16 protein-coding genes are annotated in these 22,824 nt (G+C 35.9%); 5 read left to right on the forward strand and 11 right to left on the reverse strand.

Features of this window, described 5'->3' with window-relative positions; genetic code table 11:
- Positions 1-144 precede the first annotated feature (144 nt).
- Together PGOND44_RS03395 and cmk are read left to right on the forward strand one after the other, a co-directional pair.
- Positions 145-2,187: an HD family phosphohydrolase gene (locus PGOND44_RS03395; RefSeq protein ID WP_003436679.1), complete on the forward strand. Its 2,043-nt coding sequence runs from the start codon at positions 145-147 to the stop codon at positions 2,185-2,187.
- Position 2,188: 1 nt separating this feature from the next.
- The gene (gene cmk / locus PGOND44_RS03400) at positions 2,189-2,881 is read left to right on the forward strand and encodes a (d)CMP kinase (RefSeq protein WP_003436687.1); all 693 of its coding nucleotides are present in this window, start codon (positions 2,189-2,191) and stop codon (positions 2,879-2,881) included.
- Here the strand turns inward: cmk and gap are convergent.
- From gap to PGOND44_RS15805, 9 genes are all read right to left on the reverse strand, one after another.
- Complete coding sequence (gap, locus tag PGOND44_RS03405) at positions 2,878-3,879, reverse strand: type I glyceraldehyde-3-phosphate dehydrogenase (protein ID WP_003436689.1); 1,002 nt, start codon at positions 3,877-3,879, stop codon at positions 2,878-2,880. The two genes, cmk and gap, sit on opposite strands and share 4 nt — an antisense overlap.
- Positions 3,880-3,881: 2 nt before the next feature.
- Entirely contained in the window at positions 3,882-4,781 is a 900-nt protein-coding gene (gene lipA / locus PGOND44_RS03410; RefSeq protein ID WP_003436691.1) for a lipoyl synthase, read from the reverse strand.
- Positions 4,782-5,213: 432 nt separating this feature from the next.
- Entirely contained in the window at positions 5,214-5,843 is a 630-nt protein-coding gene (gene trhA, locus PGOND44_RS03415; RefSeq protein ID WP_040555733.1) for a PAQR family membrane homeostasis protein TrhA, read from the reverse strand.
- Positions 5,844-5,971: 128 nt separating this feature from the next.
- Positions 5,972-6,907 (reverse strand): PorP/SprF family type IX secretion system membrane protein, encoded by a 936-nt coding sequence (locus PGOND44_RS03420; protein WP_003436694.1) that lies wholly within the window; start codon positions 6,905-6,907, stop codon positions 5,972-5,974.
- Positions 6,904-13,941 (reverse strand): PKD-like domain-containing protein, encoded by a 7,038-nt coding sequence (locus PGOND44_RS03425; protein ID WP_003436695.1) that lies wholly within the window; start codon positions 13,939-13,941, stop codon positions 6,904-6,906. Before PGOND44_RS03425 ends, PGOND44_RS03420 begins: the two co-directional genes overlap by 4 nt.
- A gap of 371 nt (positions 13,942-14,312) precedes the next feature.
- Positions 14,313-14,834, reverse strand: a complete 522-nt coding sequence (locus tag PGOND44_RS03430) for a DUF4468 domain-containing protein (protein WP_003436698.1) — start codon at positions 14,832-14,834, stop codon at positions 14,313-14,315.
- 84 nt (positions 14,835-14,918) lie between these two features.
- Entirely contained in the window at positions 14,919-15,521 is a 603-nt protein-coding gene (locus tag PGOND44_RS03435) for a class I SAM-dependent methyltransferase (RefSeq protein WP_003436701.1), read from the reverse strand.
- Between the two features lie 52 nt (positions 15,522-15,573).
- Complete coding sequence (locus tag PGOND44_RS03440) at positions 15,574-16,215, reverse strand: SDR family oxidoreductase (RefSeq protein WP_003436704.1); 642 nt, start codon at positions 16,213-16,215, stop codon at positions 15,574-15,576.
- Between the two features lie 311 nt (positions 16,216-16,526).
- Complete coding sequence (locus tag PGOND44_RS15805; RefSeq protein ID WP_003436708.1) at positions 16,527-16,880, reverse strand: cupin domain-containing protein; 354 nt, start codon at positions 16,878-16,880, stop codon at positions 16,527-16,529.
- Between the two features lie 178 nt (positions 16,881-17,058).
- Between PGOND44_RS15805 and PGOND44_RS03450 the strand changes: the two genes are divergently transcribed.
- The 3 genes from PGOND44_RS03450 to PGOND44_RS03460 are packed head-to-tail and all read left to right on the forward strand — an operon-like array spanning position 17,059 to position 19,352.
- A complete protein-coding gene (locus PGOND44_RS03450) occupies positions 17,059-17,550 on the forward strand; it encodes an RNA polymerase sigma factor (protein WP_236611960.1) in 492 nt (163 codons plus the stop codon).
- Positions 17,534-18,076, forward strand: coding sequence for a hypothetical protein (locus PGOND44_RS03455; protein ID WP_003436712.1), 543 nt, complete (start codon positions 17,534-17,536; stop codon positions 18,074-18,076). The genes PGOND44_RS03450 and PGOND44_RS03455 overlap by 17 nt, the downstream gene beginning before the upstream one ends.
- Positions 18,048-19,352: a hypothetical protein gene (locus PGOND44_RS03460; RefSeq protein WP_003436715.1), complete on the forward strand. Its 1,305-nt coding sequence runs from the start codon at positions 18,048-18,050 to the stop codon at positions 19,350-19,352. Before PGOND44_RS03455 ends, PGOND44_RS03460 begins: the two co-directional genes overlap by 29 nt.
- Before the next feature lie 8 nt (positions 19,353-19,360).
- Here the strand turns inward: PGOND44_RS03460 and PGOND44_RS03465 are convergent, their stop codons facing one another.
- Complete coding sequence (locus tag PGOND44_RS03465) at positions 19,361-21,832, reverse strand: M14 family metallopeptidase (RefSeq protein ID WP_003436718.1); 2,472 nt, start codon at positions 21,830-21,832, stop codon at positions 19,361-19,363.
- 71 nt (positions 21,833-21,903) lie between these two features.
- Positions 21,904-22,809 carry a sterol desaturase family protein gene (locus PGOND44_RS03470; protein WP_003436721.1) on the reverse strand — a complete coding sequence of 302 codons (906 nt, stop codon included), beginning with the start codon at positions 22,807-22,809 and terminating at the stop codon, positions 21,904-21,906.
- Between the last annotated feature and the right edge of the window lie 15 nt (positions 22,810-22,824).

The following is a 22,824-nucleotide window of genomic DNA, read 5'->3' on the forward strand; positions in this document are numbered from 1 at the left end:
CTAATTCAATTAGGTTAAAGGAGACCTTAAGTTTTAATTATCAAGTCTTATTTCTCTTCTTTCAAAATGGGCACTTCAAAAAACAATTAAAGTTAGATAGAGCCTTACACCATATTATTTTTTAAATTTGAGCAACTTTAAGTTATGAAGAACCTTTTAGACAATCTTTATAAAAATCAATCTATAATCTATAAGTTTTTTCTTCTAGCACTTAGTGTATTCCTTATTGTTTACTTTTTTCCAACTGGTGGTCAATTCAAATATGAAATCATAAAAAGTAAACCATGGCAGTATGAAAACTTATATGCACCATTCGATTTTGCGATTTTAAAGTCTAACGAAGAAATTTCCGCAGAAAAATCTAAAATCAGAAAAACACATATCCCTTATTTTAAATATAATGTTAATACAGCAAAGGAGGTAAAAAGCAACTGGCAAGACCAATTAAACACCTCTCAAGATTCTTTACTTCAAAATAATCCTGCTATTTCAGAATTTATATCTGGAACTATAGATGAGGTTTATGAAAACGGGATACGTATTAAAGATGAAAGTGTAAACAACTATACTTTCGTTTTTTTAATTAAAGACAAAGTCGTCAATGAAGTTTTATATAAAGATATACTCACACAAGAAGATTTAAAACCCTTTTTGAATTCAAAAATCGACGGGTCGGATCTCTTATTGAGTAGAAATGATTTACTGGAAGTTTTCTTTGAAGTTTTCAAAGTCAATGTGGAGTATGACGAAGCACTCAATCAAAATCAAATCCAATCCAAATTCGACCAGATTTCTTACACTAGAGGTAGGGTGAGTAAAGGCAGTAAAATTATTGCAAAAGGAGAAACAATTGAAGGTGAGAAATTAAGAATGTTGAGGTCCTTAAAAAATGAGTACGAGTCTCAAAGTTTGGAATCTTCAGCTTTTGTCGTCGTTGTCACTGGATATACTTTTTTGGTACTCTTGTCTTTATTGATGTTGTTGCTTTTTATACGACAGTATAGACCTGATATTTACGATAATAACAACAAGATTACTTTTATATTTTTCAATATTCTGTTTTTAGTATTCCTCACTTTATTGATAATGAGTTTAGATACAGATTACATCTACGTGGTTCCTCTCTGTATTTTACCTCTTACTTTAAAAGCTTTTTTTGATGCAAGGCTAGGGCTTTTTACACATGTGATTACAGTTCTTATTCTAGGGCTTGTCGTTCCTAATAGCTTTGAATATATGTTTCTTCAAATCATTGCTGGGATTGTAACCATTTTGACGGTTTCAGAATTGTACAAACGGGCAAACCTATTTATATCTGTAGTTCAGATCACTTTAGTATATATTTTTGCATATTTCGCTTTCAATATGATCAAAGAAGCAAGTATTGCAGAGATTGATTACAATAACTTTATTTATTTCTTATTGAGCGGCGTTGGCTTATTATTCGTTCAACCCCTTATTTACGCTTATGAAAAAATATTTGGTTTGGTATCAGACCTATCTCTTTTAGAACTATCGGATACGAATTCAAAATTATTGAAGGAATTATCCAATGTTGCTCCGGGGACTTTCCACCACTCCTTAAACGTAGCCAATCTGGCTGAAGCAGCAGCCAATGAAATTGGTGCCAATTCACTTTTAATAAGAGTTGGAGCCTTATATCATGATATAGGTAAAATGAAAAATCCAATTTATTTTGTAGAAAACCAAACCACTTCTGTTTCGCCTCATGACGAATTATCGCCTACCGAAAGTGCAGAAGTTATTATTGGTCATAGATTGGAAGGTATAGAAATCGCCAAGCGTAGAAATCTCCCAGATCGAATTATTGATTTTATAAGAACTCATCACGGGACGTCCACTGTTTATTATTTCTATGCTAAACAAAAGGAGGAAGAAGATGGAGAGGTTGCTATAGACGACTTTAGATATCCCGGTCCAATTCCATTTAGTAAGGAAACTGCTATTTTAATGATGTGCGATGCAGTAGAAGCTGCGAGTAAATCCTTAAAAGAACCCAACACACAATTGATTGATGATTTTGTTGAAAAAATTATCAATAAACAGATTGAAGAAGATCAGTTCATCAACGCCAATATTACCTTTAAAGAAATCCAATCTATTAAGAAGATTCTAAAGGCAAAATTGAATAACATCTACCATTTAAGAATTGAATATCCAGATTAATATGAAACCCATCGTTATTGCCATAGACGGGCATTCTTCAACAGGAAAAAGTACAGTTGCCAAACAATTAGCTAAAGCTTTAGAATATAAATATGTGGATACAGGTGCTATGTACAGAGCGGTTACGCTTTATAGTATGAGGCATAACTGGATTGAAGAGGGGAATGTGGATATGGCTCATATTATAAATAGTTTGCCTTCTATTGACATCAATTTTGAATATAATCCAGAAGAAGGAACCAATGATGTGATTTTAAATGGAGAAAATGTAGAGCAAGAAATAAGAGCGATGAAAGTTTCTGAACACGTGAGCAGTATAGCGAAAATTGATGAGGTCAGAAATAAGTTAGTTCAAATTCAAAAAAAACTCGGAGACCAAAAGGGTATCGTGATGGACGGCCGTGATATTGGGAGTGTTGTATTTCCTGAAGCGGAACTAAAAATATTTATGACGGCAAGTGCAGAAATAAGAGCTAAACGCCGCTATTCAGAACTTAAAGATAAAGGGGAAGACATCTCGTTTGAGGATGTTCTAGAAAACGTGGAACATAGAGATCAGATTGACTCAAACCGTAAAAACTCACCTTTAATACAATCAGAAGATGCTATCAAAATTGATAATAGCAATTTATCACAGCAGGAGCAGTTTGATAAAATACTTTCCTTGGCCAAGCAAAAAATAAATCAAAATTAATTCATCTTCAAAATAAGATCTACTAGGCGACTACTATATCCTCGTTCATTATCATACCAACCAATCAGTTTAATGAGGTTTCCACCAATCACTGAGGTCATTTCTGCATCAAAAACACAGGAATAAGGATTGCCAACAATATCGATACTCACTAGAGGAATCTCTGAATACTGTAAAATTCCTTTGAGTCCATTTTCGGAAGCTTTTTTAAATAATTCATTAACCTCTTCTATGCTTGTCGATGTTTTTACATTCAGAGTCATATCGGTTAGCGAACCATTTGGAACAGGAACCCGAATTCCACAGCCCCCAATAACATTACTCAAATCTGGAAAAATTTTGGTCAACGCTTTAGCAGCTCCTGTGGTAGTAGGAATGATAGATTGTGTGGCAGCTCTAGCTCGTCGCAAGTCTCGGTGGGGCTTGTCGTGTAGGCTCTGGTCCGATGTGTAAGAATGTACAGTAGTTATATAAGCTTGCTCTACCTGAAAAGCATCATGGATTACTTTTAGCATTGGAGCAGCATTATTGGTTGTGCAAGATGCATTAGAAATCATGATATCATCCTCTTCTAGAACATGGTCATTTACGCCTAGCACGATCATTTTTACGGAGTCATCACTTGGAGGAACACTTAAGATCACTTTTTTAGCTCCTGCGTAAAGATGCTGTTTTAGCTTTTCTTCCGTTTTGAATTGCCCCGTACACTCTATTAACGTGTCCACTCCAAAGTCCGACCATCTTAGGTCTTCAAGTTCAGAACTACTAGTTAAAGGGAATAATTTGCCATCAACAAGAATACCTTCTTCATTGTAAGACACCTCAAAAGGAAACTGACCATGAACACTATCATATTTGAGAAGATGAGAAAGTGTTCTAGCATCAGATAAATCGTTGATTGCTGTTACTTCAAGGTTAGGGTGTTGATACAGTAAACGAAAAAGGCTTCGACCGATACGACCAAAGCCATTAATTCCTACTCTAATATGGTTTTGCATTCTTATTCTAAATGTTTGTGAGCTTTATAAGAAGATCTTACTAGTGCAGAACTTTCAACATGTCTAAATCCTAGTTCTTTACCAATTCGCTTATACGTTTCAAATTGTTCTGGCGTAACAAATTCTTGTACAGGTAAATGTTGCTTACTTGGTTGTAAATATTGACCGATTGTAACAACGTCTACGTCTACACTTCTCAAATCCTTCAAAGTTTGGATAACTTCTTCTTCTTTTTCACCGAGACCTAGCATAATACCAGATTTAGTTCTTTTAATACCTTGTGCTTTTAAGTATCTTAAAACCTCTAGGCTAGTATCATATTTAGCTTGTATTCTCACTTCTCTTGTTAGACGTCTTACCGTTTCCATATTGTGAGAAACAACCTCAGGGGCTACCTCTATAATTCTGTCTATATTTCTTTTATTTCCTTGAAAATCAGGGATTAAAGTTTCCAAAGTTGTAGTTGGATTCATTCTTCTGATGGCATTAACAGTTTCAGCCCAGATGATAGAACCCATATCTTTTAAGTCATCTCTATCTACAGAAGTAACCACAGCGTGTTTTACCCCCATAATTTTTATAGAACGTGCTACTTTCTCTGGCTCATCCCACTCAATATCTTCAGGTCTTCCCGTTTTTACACCACAAAAACCACAAGAGCGAGTACAGACATTGCCCAAAATCATGAACGTCGCCGTACCTTCTCCCCAACATTCACCCATATTTGGGCAACTCCCAGAGGTGCAAATTGTGTGTAAATCGTATTTATCTACAAGATTTCTAAGGTTTCGGTATTTCTTACCAGTTGGTAATTTTACACGTAACCATTTAGGTTTTCCACTTCTTGTTTTGGTTTTATTTTCTGTAGCTAAGTTTTCTTTCTCTAATACTGCAGTGTCCATAGTTTGCAATTTTGTACAAATGTAATAAATAAAGAGTAGTTAAGCATTTGTTTAAGTCTCACAATACTCCAATTATAGAAACTCTAAGACAAATTTAACCTGGGTTTATTTATATCTAAAGGCAAGGAGAAATTCATTCATTATTATTTATTCTGAATCTTACGCAGATGGTTTAAAGGCAGGAACTGTTAAGCTTAAATTTTAAAGACATTTTTTTGGCATGTTCTTTTCTATCCTTGTAGTTAAATATCCTCGTTTAAGGTTGCCGAATTTTTCTTGCTCCGCCCCTAAAAGAAGCGAAATCCTAAGTCAGTTACTGGTTTTAGAATATCGCCAACCTCGAGTTTCGATAATTTTCGGGAGGTCAAAGCGATATTAGGCTGGTAATTAATGTTTGGGGATGTTAACGGACATGCAATTTATTATCTCATCTTAAGCTATGGAGAAGTAAATCATCAGGTAGTGAAAGAAACTTCCCAAAAGAACAAAAATATGCCAAATCACATGGTTGTAAAGCATAGATTGCTTGACATAAAAATAGATACCCACAGAATAAAATAAGCCTCCTGCGATAAGCATTGCAAGTTCTACACTTGAAAATTTTTCAAAAAGGGCAAAGCCATCTAAAGCGATGAGCCAACCCATTACCAAGTAGAGGAGGAGAGAGATTTTTTCAAATCTACCAGTAAAAAAAAGCTTAAGAATTACTCCCAAGGCGGCGATACTCCAAACGAGATAAAATAATAAAGTGCCATTGCTGTCTTCTAAAACAGTTAATACAATAGGGCTATAGGTTCCCGCAATGAGAAAATAAATACTGATATGATCTAAAACCCTCAGTTTATGCTTTAAGCGGATTCTTGTTGTATAATGATATAAGGTAGAGGCGGCGTATAGCAATACGAGTGAAGCAGAATATAGGGAAAGCCCAAGTAAAAGCTTATCGTTGTGAAAGTCGATACTAGACCATAGTAACCAAACCCCAAAGAGTGCTAAAACAAATCCGAAAGCGTGAGATAAGGTGTTCCAAAATTCTTCTTTTTGAGTTTGTTGATACTCCATTAAATAAACTGGACTTTGATATTGCAAAAGTAATCTAAACACTGAATATGAAAAAACAAATCTCAATAGATCGTGATCCATTGAGATTTGTAATAAAAGCTAAATAGATGAAGCTTTCCTTATTTTTTTTAGTAGGTAAAGCAGCCACAACGGTCTCTTCTATATCTTTCTTTAGCTCTAAAGTTGATCATAAATGAATGTATACCCCCATTGTATTGAGAAAAAGTGGTAATAGCAGTATCGTAGGCATATCCTGCCATGATTTGATCTGTAATCCTAAGACCTACAAAAGCTCCAGCTGTAACATTATGCTCATAGTTAGCACTTGCAAATATTCTATCTTTCCAGTCCAAGTTGAACGAGAATAAAGCACTATAGGGTGCGCCTTTAGCAACTCTTGTCATTACCGTAGGTTGAAAATACACCTCGCGCTCTAGCTCAAATCTGTAGCCTGTACTTATAAAATAATTGGGAGTAGTATTGGCTAGTGTATTTCTAAAATCATCGATATACTCAGTAGTTAAAAAATTGGGAATAGCTACACCTAAGAAAAAATTCTCTCTATGAAGAAAAAACCCAGTCCCAAAGATGAGACTTGTTCTTGAAAGATCTCCAAAGGGATTACCAAACTCTCCTTGGTTTTCTATAGAAAGCAATGAGTAATCTATGGCATAGTTATTCACTCCTAATTTTACACCTGTTGAGAGTAACCAGTTTTGACTCAGCCTTAGGTGATAAGCTATATTACCAACGACTCTATTCTCTTTGCTAGCCCCAATTTTATCGCTCATCACATCAAAGCCAGCTCCAAGATTTGTTAATCCTATCCTGTCATGTCCAGTAACGATTAGAGTTTCTGGTGCTCCATCAAATCCAACCCATTGTGAAGTGTAAAGTGCAGTTGCGCTATACCCATCAGAGCTACCTGCGTAAGCTGGATTCAATACCAGAGGCGTATATACAAAATTTGACAATTTAACATCGGTTTGAGCCTGAAGTTGATTCCCAATCCCAGTGACTATTATTACTATGCATCCTATGTTTTTTAGAAAGTTCCTCATCATCTGTTATTATTATCCACTTGTACAAATCCTTTCTTGGTATCGTTCCTACACGGTGACTTATAATTTAATATATAGAAGTAGGTTCCCGTTGGTAAAAAATTAGCTTGATTGAGGGTTCCTCCAACATTAGACTCCCCTTTAAAAGCATTATCCGTATTGTTATAGCCTGTAGTTTCCCAGACTAATTTTCCGTAGCGGTTGTAGATTTTCATTTCATTTTCTGGGAACAATTCTATATTAACTACGTTAAGTCGTTCGTTTAAGTTATTTCCATTAACTGTTATGAAATTGTTGACTTCTAGAATACCCTCAATAATGCTCACTTCCACTCTTAGAGTTTGGCTACTCAAACAGTTTAAAGATTCATCAAAATTCCTGGCGTATAAAATCGTGGTTTCTGTAATTAAATAATCATCTGGTAGCGCATCATCGCTTGTTGGGGATAAATACCATTTAACGCCTAATCCTTGAACATTAAGATCACTAAGCATTGGTTGATCTTCAATACAAAACTCCTGAAAAGGCTCTCCTTGAGGAGGATCAATTTCATTGATGAAATCGGGTTCTATTTCGATTTCAAGTAATTCAATACACCCATTGTCATCCATGACCTCTATGTCATAAATACCTGGTTCAAGATTTTCAAAGAGAAACGTAGAATCTCCGGGGCCAAAATTAGAAGTGTAGGGTGGTGTGCCTCCATCCACAAAAAGAGTGATTGTTCCATCGTCTATACCAAAGCAATTTGCTTGAGTTGTCTGGAAACTCACTTCTAATGGTGCTGGTTCATTGATAAAAACATCAAGTACTTCAGAACAATTACTTGCATCTGTAACGACAAGCGAATAGGTTCCCCCAATAGATAAGTTGCTGATACTGGCCTCGGTACTTGTAAAGCCCTCGGGACCACTCCATTGGTATTCGTAAGAACCACCAGTAAATTGTCTACCGCCATTTGCATTTACATCTATAAAGCCATCTGCTGCATTAAAACAGCTTATACTTTCAGCATTATGATCAATTTCTAAAGCATTTACACCTTCAATTTCAACGCTAACTTCTTCATTACAATTGTACTTATCTGTAATGGTAGCTGTATAAGTTCCGGGTGCTAGGTTATTCAATATTGCACCTGTCTCTCCAGTGTTCCAAACGATATTGTAGGGTTCTGTACCACCAGTTATATCTAGTTCTATACTGCCATCTTCATTAAAAGCACAAGTTTCATCTTCAGATTCTGCAGCAATATCTATAGGTTCTGGCATGATGAGTTCGACTTCTTTAGAAGCAACACAACTCAGGTTATCATAAACATTTATAGTGTAAAGGCCTGGTCCAACTCCAGTGAGGTTTTTTTCAGTAGAAATTATATCTTCAATTTCGTTTAACCACTCGTATTGATACGTAAATTCAGTAGGACCTGTCTGAAGAGGAGTTCCTCCTTGAACCTCAATATTTATAAAGCCATTGAACTCATCTGCTAAATTTTGAGGACTGAAAGCATCAGGAATTTCAAATTCATCATTGCAAACTATCGCTGTTTTTTCAACAATCTCAATTTCAATTGGCGTAGGTTCAGTCACTTCAAAATCCTCAGTAGCAATACAACTATTTTCATCGGTCACAATGACGGTGTAATACCCAGCACCGATATTTTCTAAATCTTGAGTTGTAGCTACAAACATTCCATCTTTTAACCAGTTGTAGGAATAACTTCCAGTGCCACCAGTTGCAGATATTAATATTCTACCAGTGAATTCTCCGTGGCATTGAATATTGAGAACAGCATCTTCAAGAACAAGAAGTTCATCGGGGGCGTCAATCTCATAAGAGAATTCATAGACGCACCCAAATCCATCAGTTATTTCAAGATCATAATCTCCTTGCCTTAAATTGAAAATGTCTTCTTGGTTTGAACTAAATCCATCAGGCCCAGTCCAATTGAACAAATAGGATTGGTTTCCTGAAATTGGAATTCCACCAGATGGAGTTATTTGTATACTTCCATCATTGGCATCAGAACAACTGGTTTGATTGCCATTGAAGTCGGAGATGATAGCATTATCTTCTACTTCTGCTGGGACAGTTATTGTAAATTGAGTGGTACTTAGACCACAAGGATCTCCAATAAACACGCTTTCAGAAGTCACAGTGATGACTGCAGTTTGAGTTATGCCAGTGGTATTTGTAGCTGTAAAGGTTGGAATGTTCCCCAAACCACTAGCTGCTAAACCAATCGCAGGATTATCGTTGGTCCACTCGAACGTGTTTATCATGATTGGATTGGTTGTCGAAAAATTAATTCCTGCAATATCATCTCCATTACACACTTCAAAGTCATTTATAGGGTTAAGCTCTGCAAATGGAACTACGTTTAGGGTAGCAGGGTCAGAAACAACTGGACCACAGCTTGAATTATCAAAACTTACAACCACATAGTAAAATTGTTCTCCTGCAACATCAGTAGGAGGTAAAAAAGTTGGCTGATTGGCACCAGCAATAGGAGTTCCGCCTACATTACTTTCCTCATCATTTTCAAACCATTGGTAAAAAGGTGAACCAAGACTAAAATTGATGTTCACGGATAATAGATTCGGAGTGGATTCAATACAAAGCTCTTGTGACTGTGGGTGCTGATTGATAAATGGCTGAGGCTCGATTCTTACACGTGCCAAATCACTTGTATTTTCACATCCTGAAGCGGATTGAGATATGACGACATAATAATAAAGTATACCTACGTCTGAGGTAGGTGGAGTAAACTCAGGTGAATTTTCCCCAGCTATTGCTGTTCCTGTCGTAGTATCTCCAGTGGTGTTGACATACCATTGATAATTTATAGCACCTAGGCCTCCAGATACTTCGACACTCCATTCACTTGCTTGAGCATCCAAGCAAAGATCTTGATCATCCAGATTCTGAACATCAAAAGTGGGATCTTCAAAGACCTCTACTTCTGAAACCTGACTTACTACATCGCCACATTCATTGCCCTGAGGGCTTACTATGACATAAAAGTAATAAGTACCTGGAAGATTGAATGCAGGTGGAAGATAAGTTGCGTCTGTAGCTCCAGGAATCGCAGTTCCTCCCGCATTGGTTGCAGTGGTATTGGTGAACCATTGGTAGGTTGTAGTGGAGGATTCACCACTAGCCAATCCAACTCCTAAAGGGGAAATTTGACCGCCTTCACAGATAGTTTGAAAGGCCGCAGGTTGGTCTTCGATTAATCCAGAACTTTCAACAGTAATTTCTATACTAAAGGGCTCGCCAATACAACTTCCGGTCTGAGGTGTGACAGTATACGTTAATGTAGCAAGATTCTCTGAGGTATTAACTACATTCTGACTGATCTCAGTTTGAGGTGTGGTTTCAGCGCTACCTCCTGTGATTGCTCCAGCTGGATTACTGATTGGCTCAGCCCATGTGTAAGTAGTATTAACTGGGACTATACTAGCACCAGTGTTCGCTGGAGTGATAGAAAACGTTCCTCCTGTACAGATGCTTTCTGTAATGGGCTCTATAAAAGGTTTTGGTTCAACAATCACTTCAATAAGGAAAGGGTCACCTAGACATCCGTCTGCTTCTGGAGTGACGGTATAGGTTACTGAAACATTTTCATTGGTAGTATTTGTTAAGGTTTGAGTTATCTCAGTTTCAGCTGAAGTTGCATCAGACATACCAGTAATGCTTCCAGGCACAGAAACTGTTGGCAGTCCCCAGGTATATGTCGTCCCACTTGGAACGATGTCTGGAGTACTATTATCAGGAATGATAGTAAAGGTCTCTTCGCTACAAATGGTAAGACCAACATCTTGTATAGAAGGACTTGGTTTAACTTCTACAGTTATCGTAAACGGTTCACCTTCACATCCTTTTAAATCTGGAATGATGGTGTAAGTGACGGTTGCTAAAGCATTTGTTATATTTTCTAATTGTTGATCAATTGAGGAAACTGGGGTATTTTGGGCGGCACTTCCTAAGATTGAACCTGCTGGAACAATAGTAGGGACTCCCCATGAGTAGGTGGTTCCTGTTGGAATTGAATTGCCAGAAAAATTCTCATCGGGAACGACTGAAAACGCTTCCCCACTACACACTTCAAGATTTATATCTTGAATAACCGGCTCTGGTGCAAAGTTAACAGTAACATTAAAAGGGATGCCTTCACAACCTCCTAAAACTGGAGTAACCAAGTAGGTTATACTGGCAGCATCGGTTGTTGTATTTTCTACAGGTTGAGAAATAGAAGGTTGGGGGATGTTTTCTGCAGTTCCCCCGATTATAGCTCCAGTTGGGTTACTTATAGGGTTTTCCCAAGTGTAATTTGTTCCTGTTGGAATAAAATTACCTCCCGTATTTGCTGGGATGACATCAAAATTATCTCCATTACATAATTCTAGAGTCATATCTGAAATTATTGGAGTGGGATTCACAGTAATCGTAAAAGTTTCAGGTGGACCAGAACACATGATTTTGCCAGAACCTATAATGGGTGTGACGGTGACTGTAGCCACGATAGGGTTAATAGTCAAGTTTTCTGTTACAAAACTTGGAATATTACCTGTTCCAGAAAGCGGAGTGAGGCCAATATTAGTGTCAATGACCCAATCAAAATTAGTCGTAAAGCTTATGTTAGGTGAACTAAAACTAATTTCAGAAGTGAGGTCAGTACTACAAAATTCTAAATCTGGTAAGGGATCAATTTCTCCTTCCGGAAGGACTTGAATATCCACAGTATCAGAAGTAGCACTACAGGTTCCGGCAGGATCATCAGTGGTTATAGTTAGTGTTAAGGTTCCTGTAAAGCCTGCAGGTGGAGTGAACTCCGTGTTGGGATCGGTAGCATCTACAAATGTACCTCCAACCGAAGAGGTCCATGTAATACTTGTAGCAGTGCCTCCAAAATTTCCATTTAGTAGGATGCTGCTGTCCATACAAATAGGATCATAATTACCAGCGTCAGCACTTGCTCCTGTTACAATATTAACAATATGAGTACTACTTGCATTTGAGCATAAAGTTCCTGAGTTGTCTGTAGTTAGTGTAAACGTGATATTTCCGATGTAACCAGCTGGAGGTGTATAGGTTGGATCTAGAGCGTTGGCATCTGGAGTAAAAACTCCTCCAGGAATACTGGCCGTCCATGAGCCATTTCCTGTACCGCCCGTAATAGTTCCATTTAAAGGGAAAGTTGTATCGGAACAAACCTCTAATGGCCCATCAGCTTGGACAAATACAGGTGGCAATACTTCAATATTTCCAGTGTAGGTGTTAGAGCCACATTCGTTGGTAAGAGTTAACTCATAAGTGTAATTACCAGGGGTATCATAAGATATTTGGGGATTCGGATCGGTAGAACTTGAAATAGAGGCTGGAGGCGTTGTGCCAAAATCCCAAGCATAAGTTGTTCCTACGCTGGTATAACAATCGTAGACTACTGGATTAATAAAGAAAGGTTCGTCTTGGCAAACGATTAGGTCTTCAAGCTCTGCTTTAGGCTTATCCTTAATTGTAATTATTCTTTCGAAAACATCATCTTGACAATCTGCACCAGGTAAAACGTCTTCTATAAAAACCCTAAGCCTTATCGTATATATACCTGGACTTGTAAATTCAAATTCTGGTTCTTTATCGTTTGGACCTGTCCCGTTTGCAAATGCCCATCCTGGAGATAGTGTAGGAGGGCAATCTGGATTTGACTGTGTAACCTCCCATTCGTAGATGGGGGTAATGTCGCAACCAACTGCTTGAGAAGTATTATTGGTAGAAACAATTTGGTTATCCTCAAAACAAGCTTCATCTTGACTTAAGGTGAATTCTGAAATAACCTCTGGAATAATGCAGATTTCCTTGGTAACTCTACTTTCACCACAGTTATTTCTAGTGACTAAAGTGATATTATAGTATCCAGGTGTATCAAATATAACTCCTAAGGTTTGTGTTCCATCTGTCCATGAAAACCAGTCTGTAGGATTACCATTATCACTTCCTAACTGACTTCCTCCAGCTATATTAGTTCCTGCTATTGGAGTAATCTCCCAATATCTACCATACTCACCATTGCAGCCATTTTGCCCAGTGTTGGTTCCTACCTCAGAAATGTCTTCAAAATTCACTAAAGAATTAACACAGGCAATATCAGCAGGAAGAATGAAGTCGGCTTCAGTTGGCTCTGACACTCTTATCGGACCAGTAGATGTAAAATTACCCTCGGTAGAACAGGGATTTGTTGATCTAACAGTTATTGAATATGAATTATTATTTGGGACACCATTTATAGTAGAGGTTATTCCGCAAGAGGTGTCTAGAAAGGTGTGAAAAAACGTTTCTACTATAGGAACTCCAATCGGATAATCTGAAGATTCTAGAGTAATAGGAGTAGACCCATCATTTATAATAATGGAATAAGTAGTTCCTGGGGTATTATTTCCTGTAGTAAGCGTAAACTCGTATTGGTTAGGTAAACAGTTTTCGTTTCCTGTTAATTGTACAGTAATCACTGCTGGTTGAGTACCTACAAAAACTCTAAATTCACTAGTATCTGAAGTGCCATCAGGAAAGGTGATTGTATAAGTTAGTGTATATAATCCAGCTATGTATGTGTGATCTTCAACTTGTGTACTTGTAGTACCATCGCCCCAATCTATAAAATAGGTAGTACCAGCAGGGTAAGTAGCAATATTAGGATCGAAAAACTCGAAGTTTCCATTATTGCTTAAATCACTGGTGCATCTTAGAAATGTTTTTATCCCACCTTGTATTTCAACATCATAACCTCCAGAGCCTAAAATATTATTGATATCTAATTCTGGAGTAGGAGGTGGATTTAAGGCTTGATTAGTGAAACTTTCAAAAAAAGTAGCAATAGCAGACTTATCTGATTTAAAATGATCTGAATTGTTGACTTGCGCTTCGGCTATAAGTTCCGATTCCTGGGTGCTAGAGTCTTCTTTGGGGTTTAGACTAAAAACAGCTAATCCTACAATTAAAGAACATCCAATAAAAAATGAGTTGAGTAGTTTTATCTTCATTAGCTGTAGTTTTTACTAAAAATATTTACGAATTAGAATTAAACAGAGTTTAAAATATAATTCAATAATATATCTGTAGAACTTATACTACAATACTAACAACAATTACTATGATATCAAAGCAATAATTAAAAAAATAAAAAGGACGATCTTATGATTAATCCAATCTTGAGGGGTTAAATAACTGTCAATCATATATTTAAACCTCATTTATATTTAACAAAATTTATGATAATAATGCCAAATATCTACAGTGAAAGCAAATAAAGACATTTTTTTAAATTAAAGAGAGAAATTTTAAAAGACTTAAACCTTGATTATAGACTTGGATTCTATAAAAGATATTTCAGAAAATCAGAACTATTCTTGGCTTACCACTCATCATTATCGTTCAATACTGAATTGTAAAGATTTAAATTTAAGTCATTGAAATAAGAAGTTAAAATAGGTTGACTTTTTACTAAATCTTTTTTTATAGCATTGTCAGTTCTAAGGCTTAAAGACGTTATTCTTCGAAATTCTGTGTAGTATTCATAACTTATTTGGCTAATCTCTAATCTATATTTTTGATCTCTAAATGAGATTTTGAGCGTATATCTTAAATCGTTAGATAAATTTTTGATACTAATAAGATTTTTGGTAACAGCATTGATAACAAGTGTTCCTTCAGAATTTTCACTTCCGATAAGTTGTTCTTTTGTAAAGTATCTGTTGATCCAACCTTGAGTTTTATCTCTTATGACTTTTGCTTCCTTGTCTTTTACATCAACTACGACGACTTTAGGGAATTCATAATTTTCAAAATTGAAAGAGGGGAGTTCTGTGGTCTGGCTAAGCGTTAAATTACTTAATAGGCTTATAAAACAAAAGGCTAGCACATATTTTAGGGTCATGTAGTCAAATTTATGAAAAAGAATTAAAGGATAAAAGTAAGAATTAAAATCTAAATTAATGCTATTATTGAGTTAACAAAGCAATTATTTAGTCCCTACAAATCGCGTTACATAAGCTTTTCCATAATGGTAATCTCCTTCTGCTAAATCTATTTCTAGTTCGCTCCCATCACTTTTTGATAAAGCCTTGAAATCATCTTTTAGTTGTGTTAAAGTATAAAGCAAATCTTTGTTTTTTGGACCTCCAGAGGGATAATTATTCTCAAGTTGTTTAGGGTGAAAAGCTTCAATAATAATTTTTCCTCCTGGTTTTAAGGAGTTTATGGCTTTCTTATGAAATAAAGTTCTGTTTTCTAGATCTAAATGAGCAAATACGAGTACAACTAGATCGTAAGTGTCTTTCTCAATCACATATTCTTCAACTTTAGAAACTTCATAGTTTATAGAAATACCATTGGCATCACATAATTTCAGGGCTTTTTGCTTTCCGGTTTCTGAAAAATCAAAGGCGTCGACTTTCCATCCCAGTTGGGCTGCATAGCAAGCGTTTCTTCCTTCTCCTTCTAAAGGAAACAGAGCATTACCTTTATTTTTTATTTTATCTAGTTCAGACTTGAAGAATACATTTGGCTTAATGCCGTAAACAAATTCTTTCTCCTCAAATCGCTTATTCCAAAACTCTTTCATAGGGTTCAAAAAAAATACCCGAAGATTACTTCGGGTATAGCTTACTTAAATTTTACTTATAATTCTTAATGCTTTGTTTAAGATCATCATTTCCAGAGACGACTTCGAAGGACGTATTCTTAGCACGCTCAAGTTCTAGAGCATACACAAGAGTATGTGCCACATCTTCTCTAGGGATTTCACTCATTTTTTTAAGTTTATGCGCGAGCTCTACTTTTTCTGTTCCCTTTTTGTCGGTTAAACCTCCAGGTTGAACTATAGTGTAAACAAGTTTAGACTCTCTTAAGAAATCGTCTGCAGCTTTTTTAGATATTAAATACTGTTCTAAACCTTCAACTTGGCTGGGGTTATCCGTTCCCATAGAACTCAACATCACAAACTTTTGAAGTTTATGAGCTTTTGCCAATTCTACAGCTTTTATAGCTCCTTTTTGATCTACCGCTATTGTTTTTTCATCACCACCTGTTCCACCTGATCCAGCAGCGAAAATAACTTTATCCATACCTTTAAAGGCACTAGAAAAATCTTCTTCAAGATCGCCGTGACGAGTTTCTATCCCTTGATTTTCAAAAAAAGGCTTTTGGGTTTCTTTTCTTATCATGGCAAATGGTTTAAAATCGGAGGAATCTCTAAGAATTTTAGATACTAACCTTCCTGTTGTTCCATTGGCACCTATAACTAAAATATTTTGCATTTTTTTGAGTATTTCTGGTTTCTACAAATGTATAGATTAACATTTGTAATGTCTTTAAAATACCCATAAATAATCTGCTTTTTAAGTTAAATACTATTAAAGTGATAATTATTAGAGAGGTATTTCTATCAAAAAGACTTTAGAAGTCTCCATTATTCCTAAATGGATTGTAGAAATGTCGGTGATACTCATAGCTTCTATTTTTGCTTAATAGAAAGTCATCAATTCCAACTTCACCCTCGAGTACAAAGATGTAAATTCCATTTCCTGCTTGTTTTAGGTAATAAACTTCCTCTCAAACTTTATTAAATTCACCTATATGAAATCAAGCCCTTTGTTAAATCCAAACTCCAGATCCTCTTTATTTGGGGATAAGATTCGATGAAAACTATTTTTGGAGAAATCCATCGAAATTTGATCATATCTAGGAGCCACGTTCTGTTGATTGGGAAGAATTTGAATTTATAAAAAAACTCCATAATTTGATGAGCATGAGAGCCAAAGTCCATTCTAGTGGCGACGTCATTATTATTCAAGACTTGTAATACTCCAAAGTCCATTCGTTCTGCATTAAAATATATCGCAAAACTAAAACTGTGGTGCGAATCTAAACAGCCATGATTGGCATGACCCCGGCTTCTTGATTTGTGTATGACTGTTTTCATTCTTTTTTAGGTTAAATTATAGCAGAAAAGAAAAGAACTTTTTTAAATAAACGATAAAGTTTGTAACGTTACATAACTTCAAACGTATTTAAGGTGAAGCAATTTTAATTTATCCCTTCTGAATTTGTTAGCAACTGATTTGATATCAAAATGTTTAAAAGGAAATAAAAAGGCACAATTGAAGCTATATAACTCCTATTGTGATGCTATGTTGACTATAGCCTTCCGATACGTTAGGCAAAGAGATCTCGCTGAAGACATCACTCAAGAAGCCTTTATTAAAGCCTTTTCAAACTTAGACACTTTCGATGGTCGTTGCACTTTTGGTGCCTGGCTCAAGCAGATTGTGATTTATCAATCTATCGATTGTTTACGAAGGAAGAATTTTGATCTTAGTCTAGACCACGATCACATTTTACTACCCGAAGAGGAAGAAAAAAGCTGGAAAGTAGAGGATTCCATTTCTGTAGAGCTTATAAAATCTATAGTAGAAAACCTACCCTTAAAATACAGTCTTGTTTTGAAACTGTTTTTAATGGAGGGATATGATCACCAAGAGATTTCTGAAATTTTAAAAATTTCGGTAAATGCTTCTAGAACTCAATTGCACAGAGGGAAAACGATGTTGAAAAACGAATTAATAAAACAGGGTTATGAAAGATTTGCGTAAAGATTTTAATTATGAGAATGCGCCTTTACAAATGTCTGAAGGTCATCAGCAACTATTTGAAACCAAATTAAAAAAAGAATCGAAAGCCGTTTCAAGCAGCGAAACTTTGCAAAAAATTGCAGCAGTTCTTATTGTAGCACTCGTGAGTTCTATTCTATGGCTTCAGACTCCACCAGATCAAATTCAGCAAAATGAAACCTCAAACTTGATAAGTCTTGGAGATTTTTCTCCAGAATTTCAAAAAATTGAATCGTTTTATCAAGCCTCTATCAATTATGAATTAGCCACCTTAGAAACAGGTGATTATGACGATTTAGTGAATTCATATGTATTGGAAGTGGAAAAAATTGATGGCGAGTATAAACGTCTTCAAAATGAATTGGCTCAACAAGGCTTCGATGAAACTCTTATAGAAGCTATGATAGAAAATTTACAACTTAGGTTAGAATTGCTTCAAAATTTAAAACTCAAGTTAACCGAATTAAAAACCTTAAATCATGATAGCGAAAGTATATACCAATTGTAGTTTATTAGTCCTCTTATTACTAGCACCATTTCTTATTTTTTCTCAGCAAAAGAGAGTCTCGACTGAAAGTTTTGATGTGGAGAAAAGCCCGATAATTATCTTAGATCTATCACATTCTACGGTCATTATTGAAACCTGGAATAAAAATAGAGTGGAGGTAAAAACGACTTTAACTTACGATGAGGAGGATAAACAAGCTTTGAACGAAGCTTTTGATGCCTCGGAAATCATAGTACTTGGAAACAGCAAACGGGTAGAAATTACGTCTAGAAAAAATCGGAATGCGAAACCTAATGGTGTTGGGTTTGTCCAAACTCCTGTTCCTCCAAAACCACCAAAATCACCAAATCCTCCACTTCCACCAAAACCACCAAAGCCTCTGCTAGAAATAGATTTCGATTACGAGGCTTTTAAAGAACAGGGGAGAGACTATCTAGAAAAATTTAAGGAGCAATTGGATTCTACAAATCTTCGGGAGACCATGCTGGTGTGGAGAGACGAGCTTAAAAACTTTAGAGATGATCTGAAGGATCTTAGAGATGACCAGAAGGATAATAGAAGCTTCCAAGATTCTTTAAGGCAATATGCACATGTTATTAGGAAAAACATAAAACCTTGGGTTGAAGAATTCAGGGAAGGATACCAGGAGGCGAAAAACAGTTGGATGATGAAGCAATCGGTGAAGCGAGTGATAGAAATTAAAGTACCTAAATCGGCTAAGTTCGAGATGAATCTAAGACATAGTAAAATGGAAGTTTCAAGTCTACATAATGTTGATGCAAACCTGAGCTACTCAGGTTTGCAATTGGACACTGCCACTGGTCAAAATTCAAAAATAGTAATGAGTTATTCAACGCTTTCAATCCACTCCGCAGAGAGCTTAAACTTAGATATAAATTATTCCAAGGAAGTCGATTTAAAGAAAGTAGACCAATTAAATGTTATTTCTAAAATGTCTGAGTTAAAGATCGGTTCTATTCAAAACCAAGCCATTATTAAAGGCACCTATGGAAATTTACATATCGATAGGGTAGACGATGGCTTTTCACTTATAGATATTTATCTGGAAAAATCCAGTGCAGATTTGAAGCTGCCAAGTGATAAAAACTTTAGGTTTTACGCCAAATCGTCTAACTCCAAGATTCAACTTAACTCAGAGTTCGACTTTAAAATGACCAAAAGTTTTGAAGATGTAATCTATACCAATACCACTCCAAAAAAGACCTCTCAAATTTTTAACATCACGGCAAACTACAGCAATTTGAAATTAAACTAAGTCTGTGATTATTTAAAAGTTTGACTCCTATTATTAACCATAAACAGAGCGTTAACGAAAAAGAGTTTGCCATTTTCCCAAAACGAGCGGAACATGACATCGTCTACCATGTAGATAATACTTCCACGACCTAGGCGTTGTTCACCAAAAACTAGAGATTTAGAAATCTTTTCTAAAGCCTTCTCGCCAGCAAAACCACTTAAGCGTTCAGGAGTATCTTCAATATAGGCGACATTAAAACCCTTGTTGAGGTATTTGTAAGCTGCAGAACTCGTTTTTAAAGTGGCGTAGGAATCATCATATCCGAAGGCTAAAGGATGTGTGTTATCTACCTTTATATTAAAGATAGCACCAGTGATGTTATCTTTGGTACGTTCTCTTTCTCTTTCTGCGTATGCTATAAGATTATTTTGGGTGGAGTCTTTTTCAACTTTCATTTTTTCTAGCCCAAATCCTTTTTTTCCTTCAAAAGTGGATAAAGCACTGCTCATAGCTATAAGTTTCCCTCCATTTTTAATCCAATCGGACAGAGAAGATAACTTCTTTTTGTTAAAAATTTTAGAATAAGATCCACTCGGTAGGATCAAAATATCGTAATCCTTTAAATTTATCTTCTTAAGTTGCTGAGCATCAATAGAAATAATAGGATAATTCAGTTCTTGTTCAAAAAAATGCCAAATAGACCCATAACTCAAAGATGAGACTTCATCACCCCTTAAAACAGCAATGCGCTGCGTGTTTATTTTCTTGATATCTGGAGAGCCAAAATCTGTTCCTGAATCTGAAAAACTAGTTTGAGTAGCTGCTAATTTAATATGATACTTGTTAGCGAGTTCCATAACCAGAGAATCAAAATTGGAATCTCTGTTATTGGTCTTCGTCAAAATCAGGCTACCTCTATCATAAGATTTATTTTCGATTTTAAAGGGTTTCGTTGTAGCTCTTACGTTAATCTTGTTTTGGAGTAATTCTGCTAAAAATTTAGCATCGGTCATACTCTTCCATTTGGCAATGTAGCCTACAGTTCCCGTTTCAACAGATTTTTGAGAATAAGGGTTTTCTTTTGGTTGAGTGTTGATGTTACCGCTTACTGTATAAGCCTCCACTCCATGAGCTAAGGCAAGATTCCAAGAAGTGATATCGTAGGTGAGGGGAGTGCTCAACTCTGGGTCCACTTCCAATAGGACTTTTAGCATTTTAGACTTGGGTTGATTAGCCGGTACAACTAAAGCCTGGTCAGCATCAAAAGACATTTTTGCAGTGCTGTAAATAGGTTTACCCTTTAGTTTTTCTTCTTTAGAGAACTGGTACTCATAGTCATGTTGATCAAATAATTTGGTCAATGTATTTAGTTTACTCTTTTCACCAACAAGGACATAGTAATCAAAATCTACAGTATTTTTAAAATAGGTTTTAAATTCAGAATTAAGTTTTTTAGCATTTTCAGAAGATGTTTTTACGGTGGATAGCCCACTTTGCACATGGTGCTTTATCCGATCTTTTAAGGTAAGCTCGTAACCTTCATCGGTATGTACACCAAGACCAGCTTGGCCACTTCCTGCTTGTTCATAAGTCATACCTATAGCTCCGTTGAAAGTGGGGTAGGTATCTCCGTAACTGGGGTAGAATAAATCGAACCGCTCTCTTGTGAAATACGACCAAGCCTTATCATCAAATGCTTTAGCGTTGTTTTTCCCAATTTGGGTCTGAAATTCTTTTTGAAAATCGGTAATAGTCTTGTGAAAAGGTTTTGCTGCTGGTGCAAAATAATAAGGGCTGTTAATACTTTGTTCATGAAAATCTACGTGAACATGTGGCATCCATTGGTTATAAATCTCAAGGCGTTGTTGGGTTTCTATTTGGGTAGCCCACATCCAGTCTCTATTTAAATCGAAAAGATAATGATTGGGTCTTCCTCCAGGCCAAGGTTCGCTATGCTCAATAGCATCTTGATATGCTGTGTAAGGTGAAGATTTCACTTGGTTGTACCAGTTAACGTATCGATCTCTACCATCTGGATTTACAGTTGGATCTATAATAACTACTGTGTTGTTCAACACGTTTTTCTGATTGGTCATAAGCTCAAAAGCAGTGACCATGGAAGCTTCTGCACTAGAGGCCTCGTTACCATGCACATTATAACTCAACCAAACAATTGCAATTTCTGGAGAGGAGTCACCTTCCAAAATACCAGTTTGTTTTAAATTGTTTTTTCGTATACCCTCAAGATTATGATGATTCTCTTCTGAAGTAATTACAGCATAGCTTAAGGTTCTTCGTTCGTTGGTTTGACCATAGGAAGAAAAAGTAGCTAGTGGGCTATTTTGTGAAAGATAGTTAAAGTAGTCAATGACTTGGTGATGCCGCGTAAATTCAGATCCTATTGGGTAACCTAAAAATTCACTTGGAGATTGTAAATCTTGAGCATTACTTAATTTAAAAAGACAAACTAATAAGACAAGGGTAAAAAGGTATTTCATGTGATGAGTGTTTTCCGTAAAACTATAGGAAAACACTCAACATCAAATCTATTCTAAAGGATTTTATGCAATTATTTTTTAAGAACTTCTTCACTTCTAATTTCCATTTTTTTAAGTTCGGATTTATGATAATCCACAGGACTTCCAAAAGCGGTTCTGTAAGCTTCTTTAATAGATTTAACTTTGGTTAAGTCTTTAAATAATGCAATCCATTCGTGAAATACTAGCGTAAAGGGATTGTAGGTATTAATAGGCTTAGTAATACCGTAGATTGGCTTTTCGACTTCTTCCTCGAAAGTACCAAATAATCTATCCCAAATAATTAAGGTTGATCCGTAATTTTTATCCAAATACTTTTCATTTTTAGAATGGTGAACTCTATGGTGAGAAGGCGTTGTAAAGATGAATTCAATAGGTTTTGGTAATTTTTTGATATACTCTGTGTGAATCCAGAATTGATACAAAACTTCTATTTGATGTACCACTAAAAATACGAAAGGATGAAATCCCATCAAAATCACTGGTAAAAAGAAAATGATTTTAAGGTTTTGTGTCCATGATAATCTAAAAGAGGTAGAAAGGTTATAATATTCAGAATTGTGATGTACTACGTGTGTAGACCACCAAAAACGTTGTTCATGGGCAATTCTATGTGACCAATACCTCACAAAATCCAAAGCAATAAAACAAAGAATATATGACCACCAAGTGTGTGGTATATGAAAAGGAGTAAGATTATAAAAGAAAATGAAGAAACCAAAAACACCCAATTTCATCACACCATTTAAAAGAATATTCACTACTCCAATAAATGTAGAGGACATAAAATCCTTCCCTTCGTATAGCTTTTTATTTTGTTTATAGCTGAAATAGGATTCTAAAGCTACTAAACTAAACATCAAAGGGGCTGCAATCCAAATAATAGTCGTAAAATCTAAATTGGCTACATCTTCTAGACTGATTTTGACTTTCTCCATTTATATCTTATTTTT

The sequence above is a fragment of the Psychroflexus gondwanensis ACAM 44 genome (genome assembly GCF_000355905.1).
GTDB lineage: Bacteria > Bacteroidota > Bacteroidia > Flavobacteriales > Flavobacteriaceae > Psychroflexus > Psychroflexus gondwanensis.